Source organism: Bradyrhizobium tropiciagri, from assembly GCF_018130505.1.
Taxonomy (GTDB): Bacteria; Pseudomonadota; Alphaproteobacteria; order Rhizobiales; family Xanthobacteraceae; genus Bradyrhizobium; species Bradyrhizobium tropiciagri_B.
Window position 1 is genome coordinate 358,380 of record NZ_JAFCKH010000001.1, and the last position, 17,262, is coordinate 375,641.

The following is a 17,262-nucleotide window of genomic DNA, read 5'->3' on the forward strand; positions in this document are numbered from 1 at the left end:
GTCCGCGTCGGCCGCCGCCGGCAACGCCGCGGCGGATCGCCCCACGTTCAAGACGGAACAAAATGACGATGAGATGCCGGCAATGTCGCGTGGACATTGCCGGCGCAGTTTTCGCGATTGTCCGCGATCACTCCGCGGCGGCGGGCGTGGTCTTGGCGGCCTCGAGCGCCGCTGATATTGCCTCGTCGACGCGCTCGAGCCAGATGAACTCCAGCTTGCTGCGGGCGCTGGCGGGAATGTCGTCGAAGTCGCGCTTGTTGCGCGCCGGCAGCATCACGCGGGTGAGGCCGGCGGCTGCCGCGGCGACCACCTTCTCCTTGATGCCGCCGACCGGCAGCACGAGGCCGCGCAGCGAGATCTCGCCGGTCATCGCGGTGTCGCTGCGCACGGTGCGGTCGGTCAGGAGCGAGGTGAGGGCGGTGAACATCGCAACACCCGCGCTCGGGCCGTCCTTCGGCGTCGCGCCCGCCGGCACGTGGATATGGATGTCGTTCTTCTCGAACATGGAAGGATCGATGCCGAGCTGGGCGGCGCGGCTCTTCACCAGGGTCAGCGCGGCCTGCACGCTTTCGCGCATGACGTCGCCGAGCTGGCCGGTGATCATCAGCCCGCCGCGGCCCGGCGTGCGCGAGGCCTCGATGAACAGGATGTCGCCGCCGACCGGGGTCCAGGCGAGGCCGGTGGCGACACCGGGAATGCTGGTACGCATCGCGATCTCGTTCTCGAACCTGGTCTGGCCGAGCAGCGGCACGATATCCTTCGGCGCGATGGTGACGTGGCGGGTGCTGCCTTCGGCGATCTGCACCGCGACGTTGCGCAACACCTTGCCGATCTCGCGCTCCAGATTGCGCACGCCGGCTTCGCGGGTGTAGCCCTTGATGATCAGCCGTAGCGCCTCGGGATCGATCTCGACCTGCTCGGCCTTCAGCCCGTTGGCCTCGAGCTGGCGGCGCACCAGATAGCGTTTTGCGATCTCGAGCTTCTCCTCCTCGGTGTAGCCGGCGAGGCTGATCAGCTCCATGCGGTCGAGCAGCGGTCCCGGCACGCCGTCGAGCATGTTGGCGGTGGCGATGAACACGACTCGCGACAGATCGAACGGCACGCCCAGATAATTGTCGCGGAAGGTGCCGTTCTGCTCGGGGTCGAGCACTTCCAGCATCGCGGCGGACGGATCGCCCTGGACGCCGCGGCCCATCTTGTCGATCTCGTCCAGCATCATCACGCAGTTGCGCGCGCCGGCCTTCTTGATCGCCTGGATGATGTTGCCCGGCAGTGCGCCGATATAGGTGCGGCGGTGGCCGCGGATCTCGGCCTCGTCATGCACGCCGCCGAGCGAGACGCGGACGAACGGCCGGCTCATCGCGCGCGCGATCGACTGGCCGAGCGAGGTCTTGCCGACGCCGGGCGGGCCGAGGAAGCACAGGATCGGCGCCTTGCCGCCGGGCGCGAGCTTGCGCACCGCGAGATATTCGATGATGCGGCTCTTGATCTTCTCGAGGCCGTAATGGTCCTGGTCGAGGATCTTGCGCGCCTCGGCGATGTCGATCGGCTTCTCCTCGGGCAGCGCCCAGGGCAGGTCGATCAGCCAGTCGAGATAGCTGCGCACCATGCCGGACTCGGCGGCGGCCTCCGGCATCCGCTCGTAGCGGCGCAGTTCCTTCTGGGCCTGGCCCTCGGCCTCCGGCGGCATGCCGGCCGCGGCGATCGCCTTGGTCAACTCGGCGACTTCGGCGGCCTTGCCGTCGCCTTCGCCGAGCTGGCGCTGGATAGTCGCCATCTGCTCGCGCAGGATCGCCTCGCGCTGCCGCTCGTCGAAGGCGGCCTTGGTCTTCTGCCCGATCTCCTGGCTCAGCCGCAGCACCTCGATGCGCTCGGCGAGATGACGCGAGACCTTGTCCATCCGCGCGACGAGGTCGATGGTCTCGAGGATGTCCTGCTTGTCCTGCGGCTTGATGTCCATGTAGGAGGTCGCGAGGTCGGCGAGCGTCGCCGGCGAGGTCGTGCCCTGCAGCGCCGCGATCAATTCCGGCGGCACCTGCGGCAGCAATTGCGCGGCCTCCAGCGCCTGGCGCTGCAGATTGAGGAAGCGCGCCTCGATTTCGGGCGAGTCCGTGGTCGGCTCCGGGATCTGCAGCACGCGGGCGGCGAGGAACGGCGTGCCCGGCAGATAGTCCAGCACGCGCATCCGCTGCACGCCCTGGCAGACCAGGTGATGGGTGTCGTCGGCGCCGGTGATGTAGCGCACGATATTGGCGACCGTGCCGACACGATAGAGATCGTCGGGGCCGGGGTCGTTCACCTCGGCGTCGCGCTGCAGCAGGATGCCGATCTGGCGCTGCTCGCGCACCGCCTGCTGGGCGGCGGCGATCGATTTCGCCCGCCCAATCGTGATCGGGACGATGACGTTCGGGAACAGCACGGTGTTGCGGGCGGGGACGATGATCAGCGCATCGGAAGGAATCGGCGCAGATGTCGTCGCGGCGTTGGACACGTCGGAAGCCATATCGATCTCCTCAGCTCGACTTGCCGAGCCGCAAACCGACGCAGCCATGCGCGGTGAAGCGGTTGATGGTGTAGCGGCCGGTCGGCAGCTGAATGCGGCGCTCGAACCGGCCCTGCGGCAGTTCGAGGCGCAGGATGCGGGCATTGCGCAGCTCGGGCGGCAGCGCGCGGCGGCCGCTGACGACCAGCGTCGCGCCGTCCAGCGCGGTCTCGACGTCGTCGGGGTCGACCCCCGGCAGCGCAATGAAGATCAGGATCTCGTCATCGGTTTCGATGACGTCCATCGGCGGTTCCCAGCTCGGCTCGCGGTTCTCGCTGAGCGGGTGCAGATTGAGGAAGCGCTGATGCATGCGCTCGGCGCGGGCGAGCGTCTCGATCGCATCCGACAGCATCCAGTTGATGGGATCCTTGGGCCGCATCGGCGCCTCTCCTTGTCGCATTGGGAGGTGACGTTACCGGTCTTGCCGCCGACCGTAAACCGTCCCTCCGGGCAGGGTGGGCCGGCATAAAATCGCATGCGAGAAGGGGCGGCGCCGCCTACAGCCAGCCGGCGCGCCTGAATCGCCAGAACAGTCCGCCGCAGACGGTCAGGATCAGGCCGATCACGGCGAAATAGCCATACTCCCATTGCAGCTCGGGCATGTTCTTGAAATTCATCCCGTAGATGCCGGCGATCGCGGTCGGCACGGCGACGATGGCCAGCCATGAGGCGAGCTTCTTGGAGATCGCGGTCTCCTGCGCCTGGCCCACCAGCAGGCTCGCTTCAAACGCAAAGGCGAGCACCTCGCGAAGCGCGTCGATTCGCTCCTGAATGGTGCGGACATGGTCCGTGACGTCGCGGAACAGCGGACGCATCGTCTCGCGCACCATCGGCAGGTCGTCGCGCTCCAGCCTGCGGCAAACCTCCACCAGCGGTCCGATCGCGTTGCGCAATCGCAGGAGGTCGCGCCGCAACAGATAGAGCCGTTCGATCTGCGACCGCGTCATCGCGCTCGCCAGTACCTCCGCCTCCATCGTCTCGACCTCGTCCTGGATCGTCTCGAGCACCGGCGAGTAGTTGTCGACGATGAAATCGAGGATGGCATAGAGGATGTAGTCCTCGCCGCGGGCGAGGGCGCGGGGACAGCTCTCGCAGCGTTCCCTGACCGGCGTGTAGGACGTCGATGCGCCATGCCGGACCGAGACGATGTATCCCTCGCCGACGAACAGATGCGTCTCGCCGAATGCGATGCTGTCGCCGTCGAGTTGCGCGGTACGCGCCACGATGAACAGCGCGTCGCCATATTGCTCGATCTTCGGCCGCTGATGGGCGTGATCGGCATCTTCGATCGCGAGGTCGTGCAACTGGAATTGCCGCTGCAGGCTGTTCAGCAGCGCGATGTCCGGCTCGTGCAGCCCGATCCACACCACATGGCCCGGCCTGCCACGCCAGCTCGCGGCCTCATCGATCGCGATGTTGGCGATGCGGCGTCCATCGACATAGACGCCTGCCGCGACCACGCCATCGGTGGCGACAGGTCCGGCGGTTGCGACGGTTGGCGATACCAGGTTCATGGCGTCCACCCTCGGCATAGTTATCGAATCCGCTTGGCGGCAATCGATTTTCACAAAAGGCTAGCACTGAATGGACGCTGGTCAACGTGCCCGGCCACGTTGCGTTCCGGTTTGCGAGGGACGCCGGCCTTTATGCGGCTCCTATACCGCACTGCGGCGCGCCATCTCGAAATCCTACGCTGATCTCCGCATCTTCTGGGCTGAAGCGGTGCGCCCTGCGTGCGCGCCGCCTGAAGGAGAGTGGGACATGACCTTGTTCTATTCACACGATGTCCGGACGGTCGAGGTCGCCCGTCGCCTCACGCTGCGGCGGACGGTCAAGCGAATCCGTGCCGTATTCCGGACCATTCATCGCGGGATCGCCGCCGCGAAGATCCACCGCCTGCGCAACGAACTGCTGCTGCATCGTGGTCACGAGGATTGGGCCAAGATGAACCTGAATGTCGGCTCGTTCGGCGGCGACGCCGAGCGATATCCGCGTCCGCCGGCCGTGCTCGGCGAGAAGTGGGACTACTGAGATGCGTGCTCTGTCATCGCTCGGGATCGGTGCCCTGCTGCACCGCGCCGCAGAAGCTCTGTTCAAATTCCTCGCCTGGATCGGCAAGGAGCCGGCCACGCTCTATCGGCCCGAGGCGCATTACATGCGCGGCCCCGGGCCGGCCTGGCGGGCCAAGCATCATCCGGATCAGGTCGCCTCGCTCCGCCGCGTCAGGTGATCGAGCAGGTTCATCGGCAGCGGAAACACTACGGTCGATGAACGCTCGCCGGCAATGTCATGCAGCGCCGCGAAATAGCGCAGCTGCATGGCCTGCGGTTCCTGGGCGAGAATCCGCCCGGCCTCGACCAGCTTCTCGGCGGCCTGCTGCTCGCCCATCGCGTTGATCACCTTGGCGCGCCGCAACCGTTCAGCCTCGGCCTGCTTGGCGATCGCCCGCACCATGGTCTCGTTGATATCGACATCCTTGATCTCGATCCCGGTGACCTTGATGCCCCAGACGTCGGTCTGCTTGTCGAGGATCTCCTGGATATCGGCGTTCAGCCGGTCGCGTTCGGCGAGCATCTCGTCGAGCTCGTGCTTGCCGAGCACCGAGCGCAGCGTGGTCTGTGCGAGCTGGCTGGTCGCGGCCATGTAGTCGTTGACCTTGATGATGGCGCGTTCGGGATCGACGATGCGGAAGTAGAGCACGGCGTTGACCTTGACCGAGACGTTGTCGCGCGAGATCACGTCCTGAGGCGGCACTACCTGCACCACCACCCGCAGATCGACCTTCACCAGCTGCTGCACCACCGGAATCAGCAGGAACAGCCCGGGGCCCTTGACGCCGGTGAAGCGGCCCAGCGTGAAGACGACGCCGCGCTCATATTCGCGCAGCACGCGGATCGCCTGCGACAGGAAGATCACGACCAGTAGCGCGATCGCCGCATAGCTGAAATAATCGAGCATCATGCCTTACCTCCTTCGCCGGTGGCGGCCGGCGCGCGCCGCACCACCAGCGTCAAATCGATGATGGTGGCGACTTCGACCGTCTCGCCGGAGCTGAATGTCTCGCTGCCGCGCGCCTGCCAGCGCTCGCCATTGGTGAAGACGTGACCCGTGGTGCCGGACCAGTCGAGCACCTCGGCCGGCAAGCCCTGCATCGCCTGCGCGCCGACCTGGACCGGTCCATTCGCGGCACGGCGTAGCGCGCCGAGCACGGCCAGCAAGAACACCGCGAACAGCGCCGTGGTGATGCCGATTACCCACCATGACAGCGTGTAGCCCGGCACCTCACCGCGGAACAGCATCAGCGCGCCGAGCACGAAGGCGACCAGCCCACCGGCGCCGATCACGACGGTGGGGTTGAAGGCCTCGACGGCGAGCAGCGCGATGCCGACCAGCATCAGCGCGAAGCCGGCGTAGTTGGTCGGCAGCATGTTGAGCGCGTAGAGGCCGAGCAGCAGGCAGATCGTGCCGACGACGCCGGGGCCGATCGCGCCGGGCGTCATGAACTCGAAGATCAGCCCGTAGATGCCGATCATCAGCAGGATGAACGCGACGTTGGGGTCGGTGATGACCGCAAGCAGGCGCGAGATCCAGTCGGGTTCGATCGCCTCGAGCGTCGCATCCTTGGTCGCCAGCTTCTGCGTCTTGCCGCCGGCAACCTCGACCGTGCGGCCGTCGACCTGGTTCATGAGATCGGCCGGATCGCGCGCCACCAGCTCGATGACACCGGCCTGCAGCGCGGCGTTGGCGGACAGGGTTGCGGCCTCGCGCACCGCCTTCTCGGCCCAGTCGGCGTTGCGGCCGCGCAGCTCGGCAAGGCTGCGGATGAAGGCGACCGCGTCGTTGGTCGCCTTGGCCGTCATGGCATCTTTCGGCTGCTGGCTGTCGCCGTCCTTCTTGTCCTTGCCGTCCTTGTCGCCGGTGGGCAGGCCCGGCAGCCCGCCGATCTGCACCGGCGTCGCGGCGCCGATATTGGTGCCCGGCGCCATCGCCGCGATATGCGTCGCATAGAGGATGTAGGTCCCGGCGCTCGCCGCATGGGCGCCGGAAGGGGCGACATAGCCGATCACGGGAACGGGCGAGGCCAGCACGTCGGCGATGATCTCGCGCATGCTGGTGTTGAGGCCGCCCGGCGTATTGAGGCGCAGCACGACGATGCCGGCCCGCCGCTCGGCGGCCTTGGCGAGGGCGCCCTTCACATAGGCCGCCGACGCCGGCCCGATCGCGCCGTCGATCGAAATGGTCAGGCCGAGGCGGCTGTTCTCCTCCGCGGTACCGGGACGGATGGAGAGAAGCAGCGCGATGACCGCCGTCACCGCAACGAGGGCAGCCCTTAAGGTCTGCACGGCAAGCACTCCCTTGCTGAGCATATGGGGCTTAGGTCCGGAACCTCAATATGGCCGGGGTGTCACGGCAACGTGCGCGCGCGGTCATTGTGCATTGCAATGGATTGAGTCCGGCTCGGCCGTGTCTCAGTCTGAATTCTTCGGATGATAGTTTTCCCGGAAGTGCTCGACGGCACCATCGATTTGAACCCAGTCATGCTTCGATTGCTCGAAGACCGATATGACGGGAGCCGGGTATTTCGGGTTTGCCATCGCGCCGACGGCAACGCCGATCAGCGCGGGCAGACTGCTGACTTTCCAATAGACCGTGGAGCCGCACTGCGGACAAAAGTAATTGCACATGTCGCCGCCGCTTGCCGCGGCGTGGGTGAATTCCTTTGTGGTTCCGGAGACGGTGACGACCTCCGCCCGGTAATAGGCGCCGACGCCGAACGGCGCACCGGTTCTACGCTGGCAATCGACGCAGTGACAGGCAACGATGATCCTGGATGGTTCGTCCGGAAGCGAGAGCGTGACCGACCCGCAGTTGCACCTTGCGTTGCCCATGGAAAACGGCCCCATCGCCTTTGAAGCTTGGCGCCAAGGTTAGCATGCCTGAAGGCGAATCTCACCGCGCGGCGGCGAAGTACTCATCGGCGAGGCCCGAGATTGCGTCGGCGACCTCGGCCTTGGCCGGTGCATCCAGTTGCACGATCGGCAGCCGCGTCGCCGGCTGCATGAAGCCGAGCAGCGCGAGCGCGAATTTCAATGCGGCGGGATGCTCGCGGTCCAGCAACGCGGCGAGCGGCAGCAGCCGCCGGTGCAGGTCGCGGGCCGGCGCAAGCCGGCCCTCGCGGAGATGCCGGTGCACGGCCACGCACAGATCGGGCGCGACATTCGCCACCGACGAGACGCAGCCATGGCCGCCGGCGGCGAGCCAGGCGAGCGACGTGGTGTCATCGCCGGTCAGCAGGCGGAAGCTTGCCGGCAGGCATGAGCGCAGGCGCATCAGGCGGGCAATATCGCCACTGCCGTCACGTAGCCCGATGAAGCGCGCCGATGTCGCAAGATCGGCCAGCGTGTCGTCGGGCAGGCCCTTGACGGTCCGCGACGGGATATCGTGCAGGATGACCGGCAGCCTCGTGGCCGCGGCGACGGTGCGGAAATGCGCCGCCATGCCCGCGGCCATCGGCCTGTTGTAGTAGGGCACCACGGACATCACCGCGTCCGCGCCGGCCGCTTCCGCAGCCAGCGCGAACGTGACGGCTCGATCGGTGGCGTTCGATCCGGCACCGGCGATGATGTGCGCTCGGCCGCGTGCGATGCCGGCGGCGATGCGGACGAGTTGCTCGCGCTCGGCGGGCTCCAGCGTCGCACATTCACCTGCGGTCTCGCCGACCACCAGCGCGGTGGCGCCGGCGGCGATCTGGCGCCGGCACAGGGCAACGAACGCATCGGCGTCGATCCTGCCGCGATCGTCGAACGGGGTCGGGAGATCGGGGATGAAGCCCGACAGCCAATGGGCCGGATGCGCCAGCGGTATCATCGGTGGCTCAGGCCACGCGGCGTTCGAGGATGCCGGCGGCCGTGCCGCCCATCTCGAGCTCGATCTCACGCGAGAGCTCGATGATCATTTCGGGGTGCTGGCCGTTCTCGAACAGCGCGTATTTGACGGCCTGGGCGCGGTTGACGAACAGGCCGCCAAACAGGCCGTTCTGTTGCTGGGCCACCCACTGGCCGCGATGGTTGCGGCCGATGAAGACGATGGAAGATGCTGAACTACACGAGGGAGGTTCGACGAGTTTCACGTTGGTGTGTCCTTGCAGTGATAGTCACGTGATCAATGTCTGCCTGGCCGGATATGAAATCGAGCGCGACCGGTGGCCGACTTCATAAAAGCGGCATAGGATTTCGCGGAGGGCATCAGGAGTGCTGGACGATGCCGGTGGCGAGCGCGCACAGCGCCGCATAGGCGGTCATCTCGTCCCAATGATTGAGCTGCTTTGCGAACGGCGTCTCGCGCCTGGCGAGGCCGACGAAGGCGCAGATCAGCGCCGACATCCACAGCAGCGCGACCATTCCCTTGCCGAAGCCGACGCCGGCAAACATCGCAAAGCCGATCATGATGGCCATCCGGAAGCCGAACCGGACCAGCACCTGCGCCGACCGCAATCCCTGCGGAAGATCCTTCGCTGCCATGGCAGTCTCAGGGCGTCAGCCGATATTGTCGACGAACAGCGGCTCGTAGAACGAGCCTGCGTCGCGGCGGACCGCGGGCACGCTGGGCCGGGTCTCGGGTGCGGCGATCCGCTGCGCCTCGACGTAGGCGGCCAGGATCGCGAGCGCGAGGTCGGCATGATGGGTCTCGATCGACTGGTCGAGCCAGTCGGGCAGTTCGCGGGTCCGCGACAGCGCGCAGTGCCATTCACCTTCGTCATAGACGAGGCGGCGGACCTGCCATTGCGGCAGCTCGAGATCGATCAGCGCCAGTGCCGCATCGGTCCAGGCGCCCGACCGGATCAGCCGCTCGACATGGGCGGTCTTGCCGCTCTGTCCGGCCGAGGGGAAGCGCCGGCAGGTCTGGTCGATGATGTCGGCCATGAACTCGGCGGTGACCGCATAGGCGTCGCGCAGCCGGTCGCCGAGCTCGGCGGAGGTGTGTTCTGCATACAGTGACATGGCGTCATCTCGTTCCACGCGCGGCCGAACGCAGCTGGCCGCAGGCCCAAAATGGCCGGACCGCTGTTTGAAAACGAGATGAGGCGGGGCGCGGATATATAGGGATTCCATAAAGGTTCCGCGGCCGGGGGGCGACCGTGGCAGTCCACCGCCGGGCCTTGCCGCTACAGAATCAGATCATGCGGGAGATGGTCCACAGCCAGCTTGAAGTAGCTGCCTGGATCGATGGCGGGCGCTGTGTCCGTGACAGCGGGTGGCGAGAAAGCCGCCACGGCGTCTTCGTGATGGCCCGACCATGCCGGGCCCAGGTCGAGCGCTGCGGGGGCCGGCGCTTCCGGCGCCACGGAACTGAACGTCTGCTCGGTGAAATGAAAGGTGTCCGCCGATGGTGCGGCGGCCATGCCGGCAGCGGCTACAGCGGATGTCTCGAGGGCAGGGGATGCAAGCGAGGCCGAATGCGACGTGCCGCCTTGAATGTCGACCTGAAGACTGGTCGCCGCCGAATCGCCATCCTTGTCGAACGCCGACACATCGAACAACAGGTCGGTGCTCGGGATGGTGGTTTCCTGATTGTAGGTGATGTCGTTGACGGTGAAGGTGGCGTTGCCGCTTGCGGCGTGATCGTAGCCGACCTGGATTTGATCGAACTCATGTCCGACGTAGAGCGTGTAGGTCTTCGTCGAGCCGTCGAAGGTCTGGGTGTTGATCAGCGAGGTATCCGACGTTTCCTGCACCACGACGTTGGCGATGCCGCCGGACGGCTTCGGAATGTCGACGCTGAAATCGTGGATATCGGTGCTGCCGTCAAGGATGTGGAAGACGACGTTCGCCGTGCCATTGCCCTGCCACTGAGTGAGAATGAAGCTGACATGCGGCTGCTCCTGCACGAAGGCGATGTTCAGCCGCTCGTTGGAATCCATTTGCAGCCCGGTATTGCCGACCGCGATGCCGTTGCTCGACGCCTTGACATCGATCGGAACGCCGTTGTTGTCGGATCCGGTGATGATGAGTTGTTCGTCCGGCGACGTCAGTGACGGTGTACCGCTGCCCGAAGCCCCGAAATCGGAGCCCGCCACGGTGACTTCCTTCAGGATCTCGACGCTCTCGAGATTGAACGAATAGGTTCCGTTCGGATTGATCAGCAGCGTGAAGTAGGGATCGGTCAGCGCACCGTTCGCATTTGTCAGATAGGCGTCGAGCTCAACACCGCCGCTCACCGCATGGGTCGTATAATAGAAATTGTAGTCGGCTTCGTTTCCTGTGACGTGCACCGACGTGATGCCGTTGCCGAGGTTGGACGTCGCCAGATTGAAGCCGGTGCTGCCGACGGCTCCGTTGTGGATGGCGAGCAGCATTCCGGCGTTGCCGTCCGCCCCGAAATTGACGTCATAGGTGCCGTTGGCGATTTGGTCGTTTTCAGCGGGGAGAACGGCGTGATCGAATCCTCCGATGGTCGGGCCGTCGTCGGTGATGGTGAGCTGCTTGCCGAGGTCGATGCAGGCGATCTGGAAGTCGCCGTCCTTGTCGGTGATCGTCGCGTCCAGGCTGACGATGCCCGATGCCAGCGACTTGCCTTCGCCGCCGTCCGGGTTGGTGCCGAGCGCCTGCTTCACCGCACGATATTCGGTGAAGGTCACCAGCCCCGATGTCGGATTGACCGCGATGGTGAACGCCAGCTTGCCGCCGGCGGAGCCGACATGGCCCTCGATGGTGTTGCCGTTCAGGACCAGCACGTCGGCGAGGCCGGTGTGTGAATCGACCAGGCCCGAAGCGGTGCCGTTGCCGCCGGTGATCTTGAGCGAGTAGCCGATCGTCGCGCTGTCGGCGCCTTGAGATGACGTGAAGGCCGAGGCGAAGCTGGCCGAAATCGCCGTCAGCGCCGCGTTTGGCGCCGTGCCGCCGATATTGTCGTCCCCAACGGTTGCGGTCAGATGCGTCTCGCTCAGCGTCAGCGAGGGCGCCGTTCCGGTCGCTGCGATGGTCGGGCCGTCGTCGGTGATGGTCAGCCGGCTGCCGAGGTCGATGCTCGCCTTCTGGAAGTCGCCGTCCTTGTCCGTGATCGTTGCGACCAGGCTGACGATGCCTGATGTCGGCGACTTGCCTTCGCCGGTGTCCGGGTTGGTGCCGAGCGGCTGCTTCACCGCGCGATACTCGGTGAAGGTCACGAGCCCGGTCACGGGATTGAGCGCGATGGTGAACGCCAGTGCGCCGCCGGTCGAGCCGACGCGGCCTTCGATGGTGCTGCCGTTCAAAACCAGCACGTCGGCGAGGCCGGTGTGCGAGTCGACCAGTCCCGACGCGGTGCCGTTGCCGCCGGTGATCGTCAGCGCGTAGCCGATCGTCGCGCCGTCAGCGCCTTGAGAGGAGGTGAACGCCGAAGCGAAGTCGGCCGAGACCGCCGTCAGTGTCGCGTTCGGCGCCGAGCCGCCGATGTTGTCATTCTGCGCCGTCGCGGTCAGATGCGTCTCGCTCAGCGTCAGCGACGGCGCCGTCCCCGTGGCCGCGACGGCCGGGCCGTCGTCGGTGATGGTCAGCCGGCTGGCGAGATCGATGCTCGCCTTCTGGAAGTCGCCGTCCTTGTCGGTGATGGTCGCAACCAGGCTGACGATGCCTGCGGTCAGCGACCTGCCTTCGCCGCTGTCCGGGTTGGTGCCGAGGGCCTGCTTCACCGCGCGATATTCGGTGAAGGTCACGAGCCCGGTCGCGGCGTTGAGCGCGATGGTGAACGCCAGCACGCCGGCGGCCGAGCCGACGTGGCCTTCGATGGTGTTGCCGTTGAGGACTAGTACGTCGGCAAGGCCGGTGTGGGAATCGATCAGGCCGGACGCGGCGCCGTTGCCGCCGGTGATCGCCAGCGCGTAGCTGATCGTCGCGCCGTCCGCGCCTTGAACCGATGTGAATGCCGTGGCGAAATTGCCTGACGTCGACGTCAGCGCCGCGTTCGGCGCCGAGCCGGCGATATTGTCGTTGAGCGCGGTCGCGGTCAGATGCGTCTCGCTCAGCGTCAGCGACGGCGCCGTTCCGGTCGTGCCGATGGCCGGTCCGTCGTCGCTGATGATCAGCCGGCTGCCGAGATCGATGCTCGCCGTGCGGAAGTCGCCGTCGGTGTCGGTGATCGTCGCGACCAGGCTGACGATGTTCGGTGTCAGCGCGATGCCTTCGCCGCTGTCCGGATTGGTGGCCGAGGACTGCTTCACCGCGCGGAATTCGGTAAAGGTCACGAGCCCGGTCACCGGATTCACCGCGATGGTGAACGCCAGCATGCCCTCGATGCCGCCGACATGGCCTTCGATGGTGTTGCCGTTCAGAACCAGCACGTCGGCGAGGCCGGTGTGGGAATCCACCAGACCCGACGGCGTGCCGTTGCCGCCGGCAATCGCGAGCGCATAGCCGATCGTCGCGCTGTCGGCGTCCTGCGTCGAGGTGAACGCCGAGGCGAAGCTGGCCGAAGTCACCGTCAATGCCGCGTTCGGCGCCGAGCCGGCGATGCCGTCATTGCGCTCGGTCGCGGTCAGATGCGTCTCGCTCAGCGTCAGCAACGGCGCCGTTCCCGTGGTCCCGATGGTCGGGCCGGCGTCGGTGATGATCAGCCGGCTGGCGAGATCGATGCTGGCCGCGCGGAAGTCGCCGTCATTGTCGGTGATGGTCGCGACCAGGCTGACGATGCCCGACGTCAGCGACTTGTCATCGCTGCCGGCAGGCTGCTTCACCGCGCGATAGGCGGTGAAGGTGACGAGCCCGGTCACGGGATCGAGCGCGATGGTGAACGCCAGCGTGCCGCCGATGCCGCCGACATGGCCCTCGATGGTGTTGCCGCTCTGAACCAGCACGTCGGCGAGGCCGGTCTGTGAGTCGACCAGGCCCGACGCGGTGCCGCTGCCACCGGCGATCGCCAGCGCGTAGCCGATGGTGGCGCCATCGGCGCCTTGCACCGACGTGAATGCGGTCGAGAAGTCGCCCGATGTCGCGGTCTGCGCGGCCCCGGCGAGCGCCGCCTCGCTCAGGATCAGCGACGGAGCGGTCCCCGTCGTTGCGATATTCGGGCCGTCGTCGGTGATGGTCAGCCGGCTGCCGAGATCGAGGCTCGCGGCCTGCACGTCGCCGTCGAGATCCGTGATCGTCGCCACCAGATTGACCAGTCCCGATGTCAGCGAGACGCCTTCGCCGCCGTCCGGGCTGGTGCCATTGGGCTGCATCACCGGCCGGTATGAGATGAAGGTCACGAGCCCGGTCGCCGGATCGAGCGTGATGATGAACGCCAGCGTGCCGCCGGTGTCGCCGACCCGGCCCTCGATGACGTTGCCATTCAGGACCAGCACGTCGGCGAGGCCGGTGTGGGAGTCGACCAGGCCCGACGCGGTGCCGTCGCCGCCGGCGATGGTCAGCGCGTAGTTGATCGTCGCGCCATCTGCGCCCTGCACCGAAGTGAATGCGGTGGCGAAGTCGGCAGAAATCGCCGTCAGCACCACGTCGGGCGCCGATCCGGCGATGTTGTCGTCGAGCCCGGTTGCCGTCAGATGGGTCTCGCTCAGCGTCAGCGACGGCGCCGTGCCCGTCGGCGCGATGCTCGGCCCGTCGTCGGTGATGAGCAACTGCCTGCCGAGGTCGATGCTCGCGCGCTGGAATTCGCCATTGATGTCGGTGACGGTCGCGACCAGATTGACCAGCCCTGATGTCAGCGACACGCCTTCGCCGTTGTCCGGACTGGTCCCGAACGGCTGCTGCACCGCCCGGTACTCGGTGAAAGTGATGATCCCGGTCGCCGGATCGACCGTGATGGTGAACGCCAGCGTGCCGCCGGCGACGAGGCCTTCGATGGTGTTGCCGTTGAGGACCAGCACGTCGGCGAGGCCGGTATGCGAATCGACCAGGCCCGATGCGACGCCGTTGCCGCCGGTGATCGTCAGCGCGTAACTGATCGTCGCTCCGTCAGTGCCCTGCACCGAGGTGAACGCGGTCGAGAAGTCCGCCGCTATCTTCGTCAGCGCGCCGTCCGGTGCGGAGCCGGCGACATTGTCGTTGAGCGCCGTGGCCGTCAGATGGGTCTCGCTCAGGGGCGTCAGCGGGCCCGGTCCCGCCACCCCGAGCAGCGGGCCGTGGATGGTGACCGTGATCAGCTGCGGGGTGCCGCCGATCGTGGTCACGGTGAAGCTATCGGTCAGCGTGTCGCCGACCCTGAGCGCCTGCACGGCGCTGTTGGCGTTGTCGAGCGTGTAGGTCCACGTGCCGCCAATGGTCATCGTGAATGTGCCGTAGCCGCCCGCGCTCTTCTTCGGCGTGCTGATGGCCGTGAAGGTGTTGGCCGGATCGTCGACGTCGATGTCGGTCAACGTGCCGCTCGCGATCAGCAGGCCGGGCGAGGCCTCGGCAACGCCGACCGCGCCAACCACCGCGCCGGCGATGGTGCCGGAGATGATGGAGGCGTCGTCGGTGCCGACGATGGGAATGCTGAAGACCTGGCTCGACGACAGCTTGCTGTCCGACACCGTGATCACGAAGGTCTGGGTCGTGTTGGCCTTCAGCGCATTGATTGCGTCATTGTTCGGAACGAAGGTGTAGGCGCCGGTCTTGCTGTTGAGGAAGAACTTGCCATACGTGCCGACGGCGGACACGTCGTATTCCCGCTTGCCGACCCACTCGTGGTCGAGGACGCCGCCGCCGATGCCGAAGATCAAGGCTCCGCCATTGCTGGTGCTGGCGGAGAACGCCCCGCTCACCGTCGCGAACGCGTCGAACGCGATCGTGTCGACTTCGGTGGGGCCCGCTCCGAGGTCCAGGACGGGCGGCCGCGGCGGGATCAACTGGTTTTCCGGGATGATGAACTGCGGCAGCGCCGCCAGCGGATTTTGCGCAATGGTCGGATCGGCCGGGTCGAAGTTGATCGGTTGCAGCAGCTGCGACCTGTCGAACGGGGTCGTACCGGAGCCCTTTGCCTCCCATCCTTTCTCGTAGTTGCCGAGCGCGGCTTGCTGGATTGCCCGCAGCTCCTCCATTCGCGCCGGCGAATTCGCGACCTGGCTGACGCTGACCGAGGAGCCGCGCTTGGTGATGACGACCGTCTCGCCGGGATCCTCGACGATGATGTGCCGGGGGACCGCCTCCTTGGTGACGAGCTCGAACACGCCGTGATGGAGGTCCTTGTAGGTGATGCGGTCGTCGTCGAGGATCGTGACGTCGGGGTCCGCAGCCCGGGCTTCCTGCAGCAGCGAGAACACCAGCGCCGTGAGCGACAGCATGCCGAAGCCGCCGGCCGCGGCCCGGCTGCGGATGCGGCCGACCGGCGTGTCCACGGTCAACAGGCCCGACCTGGCCAGCGCTCCTCCGGTCAAGGCGAAGATGCCTCGGGGGATCACGAACAGGGCCGATTGCGGCGCGCAAAGGGAATCGCTGACGTATTCGTTGAGCTGCGCGCGCGTGTCGCCGGAAAGATTGAGGACGGTGCCGTCGATGAAATGAATCGCGAGCCGCCCGTCGGCTGCGGTGTCGACGACGTCGCCCTCGCATACGAGAAGGCCGGCCACGGCTTGAACGGCCGTGCCGTTCGCGCGCCAAAGGGTGCTGCAGCCGGTCGCGCTCTGAATGTAGCCGATCAATTGGGGCTGCTGGCCCAACGCGGCCATGCATGCGTCCCCGAACTCCACGCCGGACGCAATCAACATTGGCTTCTCGCCTGCTAAGCAAACTGAGGCAGGGCTGGTTTTGCAGTCTTCTTGGTCCGGCTGCCGTTGCTACCGGGGCAAAAAACCCCGTGCCGGCAGCCATGGTTGCCCGCCAAAATGTCTTGTTTGAACCTAATTCCGAGAGAGAAAACTAACTTTCAAGTAGCCGGGAGCCATCCGCAAACACGACAGAAATGCTGTCGTTTTATGCGTGCGGTTCCACAAAATTTATAGTATAATCTGTGCCTCGATTGTCCACATCTTAATTTTATCCTAACTTTTCCAGGCTCCGGAGCGGCATTTCTGCACCAGTCGGCCTGGCACATCAATCTAAAGGTCCTGCGGTCCCGGCTCGGGGATCCAACCATCGGGCTGTGACACGACAAGATCTTCTCGACAGGAGGGGATCACATGCGCGCACAATTGATTTGCTCATTGCTTGCAAGCGTCGTCCTGGCGCTCGTGGGTCCAGGCGTTGCTCAGGCACAGGACGATACCGTCCAGCGCGCCGTGCAGGACTCTTCGCCGACGCTCATCGGCCGAGTGGTGTCCGTCACCGGATCGGCCTCGATCGACCACCCGAAGGCAGTCGTCGTCCAGGCAAGCACGTCCGACCAGGCGAAGGTCGGCGACCTCGTCTATCTGGGCGATGTGGTGCGCACCGAAGCCAATGGCCGGATCGCCATCAATTTCACCGACGGCACCTCGTTCAACCTGGCGAGCAATGCCCGCATGGTGATGACCGAGTTCGTCTACGATCCGAACGGCACACAGAATTCGAGCCTGCTCAGCCTGACCAAGGGAACGTTCACCTTCGTTGCCGGCAACATCGCGAAGACCGGCGACATGAAGATCGACACGCCGGTGGCGACGATGGGAATTAGAGGCACGACGCCGCACATCGAAATATCGGATGATGGCACAGTGAAGTTCGCGACCCTTATCGAAGAGGGCAAGAGCAGCAAGCTGATGCGGAAGCCCGGCAAGCGTGCGGCGATGCAGCCCTGGCAGCTGGTCGCTCACAGGTACAATCCCGACGTCTGTCGGGGATGCTAAGGAC

14 protein-coding genes are annotated in these 17,262 nt (G+C 65.9%); 3 read left to right on the plus strand and 11 right to left on the minus strand.

Annotated elements, in window-relative coordinates:
- Positions 1-127: 127 nt before the first annotated feature.
- From lon to corA, 3 genes are all read right to left on the minus strand, one after another.
- Positions 128-2,503 carry an endopeptidase La gene (gene lon, locus JQ633_RS01675; protein WP_211981649.1) on the minus strand — a complete coding sequence of 792 codons (2,376 nt, stop codon included), beginning with the start codon at positions 2,501-2,503 and terminating at the stop codon, positions 128-130.
- Positions 2,504-2,513: 10 nt separating this feature from the next.
- Positions 2,514-2,921: an Hsp20/alpha crystallin family protein gene (locus JQ633_RS01680; RefSeq protein ID WP_211981651.1), complete on the minus strand. Its 408-nt coding sequence runs from the start codon at positions 2,919-2,921 to the stop codon at positions 2,514-2,516.
- Positions 2,922-3,039: 118 nt separating this feature from the next.
- Positions 3,040-4,056: a magnesium/cobalt transporter CorA gene (gene corA / locus JQ633_RS01685; protein WP_211981654.1), complete on the minus strand. Its 1,017-nt coding sequence runs from the start codon at positions 4,054-4,056 to the stop codon at positions 3,040-3,042.
- Between the two features lie 247 nt (positions 4,057-4,303).
- Here corA and JQ633_RS01690 point away from each other — a divergent pair, with 247 nt between their 5' ends.
- Together JQ633_RS01690 and JQ633_RS01695 are read left to right on the plus strand one after the other, a co-directional pair.
- Positions 4,304-4,573: a hypothetical protein gene (locus tag JQ633_RS01690; RefSeq protein ID WP_211981657.1), complete on the plus strand. Its 270-nt coding sequence runs from the start codon at positions 4,304-4,306 to the stop codon at positions 4,571-4,573.
- Position 4,574: 1 nt separating this feature from the next.
- Positions 4,575-4,772: a hypothetical protein gene (locus tag JQ633_RS01695; protein WP_211981659.1), complete on the plus strand. Its 198-nt coding sequence runs from the start codon at positions 4,575-4,577 to the stop codon at positions 4,770-4,772.
- On the opposite strand, the gene JQ633_RS01700 is transcribed toward JQ633_RS01695, so the two are convergent.
- From JQ633_RS01700 to JQ633_RS01735, 8 genes are all read right to left on the minus strand, one after another.
- Entirely contained in the window at positions 4,742-5,503 is a 762-nt protein-coding gene (locus tag JQ633_RS01700; RefSeq protein WP_211981662.1) for a slipin family protein, read from the minus strand. The genes JQ633_RS01695 and JQ633_RS01700 overlap by 31 nt on opposite strands.
- Positions 5,500-6,885 carry an NfeD family protein gene (locus JQ633_RS01705; protein WP_211981664.1) on the minus strand — a complete coding sequence of 462 codons (1,386 nt, stop codon included), beginning with the start codon at positions 6,883-6,885 and terminating at the stop codon, positions 5,500-5,502. Before JQ633_RS01705 ends, JQ633_RS01700 begins: the two co-directional genes overlap by 4 nt.
- A gap of 126 nt (positions 6,886-7,011) precedes the next feature.
- A complete protein-coding gene (locus tag JQ633_RS01710) occupies positions 7,012-7,431 on the minus strand; it encodes a GFA family protein (protein WP_211981666.1) in 420 nt (139 codons plus the stop codon).
- A gap of 61 nt (positions 7,432-7,492) precedes the next feature.
- Positions 7,493-8,410, minus strand: coding sequence for a 4-hydroxy-tetrahydrodipicolinate synthase (gene dapA, locus JQ633_RS01715; protein WP_211981669.1), 918 nt, complete (start codon positions 8,408-8,410; stop codon positions 7,493-7,495).
- A 7-nt stretch (positions 8,411-8,417) separates the two neighbouring features.
- Positions 8,418-8,672, minus strand: a complete 255-nt coding sequence (locus JQ633_RS01720; RefSeq protein WP_211981677.1) for a hypothetical protein — start codon at positions 8,670-8,672, stop codon at positions 8,418-8,420.
- Between the two features lie 115 nt (positions 8,673-8,787).
- Positions 8,788-9,063 carry a hypothetical protein gene (locus JQ633_RS01725; protein WP_211981678.1) on the minus strand — a complete coding sequence of 92 codons (276 nt, stop codon included), beginning with the start codon at positions 9,061-9,063 and terminating at the stop codon, positions 8,788-8,790.
- A 15-nt stretch (positions 9,064-9,078) separates the two neighbouring features.
- Entirely contained in the window at positions 9,079-9,543 is a 465-nt protein-coding gene (locus JQ633_RS01730; protein WP_211981679.1) for a hypothetical protein, read from the minus strand.
- Positions 9,544-9,707: 164 nt separating this feature from the next.
- A complete protein-coding gene (locus JQ633_RS01735) occupies positions 9,708-16,163 on the minus strand; it encodes a DUF5801 repeats-in-toxin domain-containing protein (RefSeq protein ID WP_211981680.1) in 6,456 nt (2,151 codons plus the stop codon).
- A 450-nt stretch (positions 16,164-16,613) separates the two neighbouring features.
- On the opposite strand from JQ633_RS01735, the gene JQ633_RS01740 reads away from it, so the two are divergent.
- A complete protein-coding gene (locus tag JQ633_RS01740) occupies positions 16,614-17,258 on the plus strand; it encodes a FecR family protein (RefSeq protein WP_211981681.1) in 645 nt (214 codons plus the stop codon).
- The last annotated feature ends 4 nt before the right edge of the window (positions 17,259-17,262 follow it).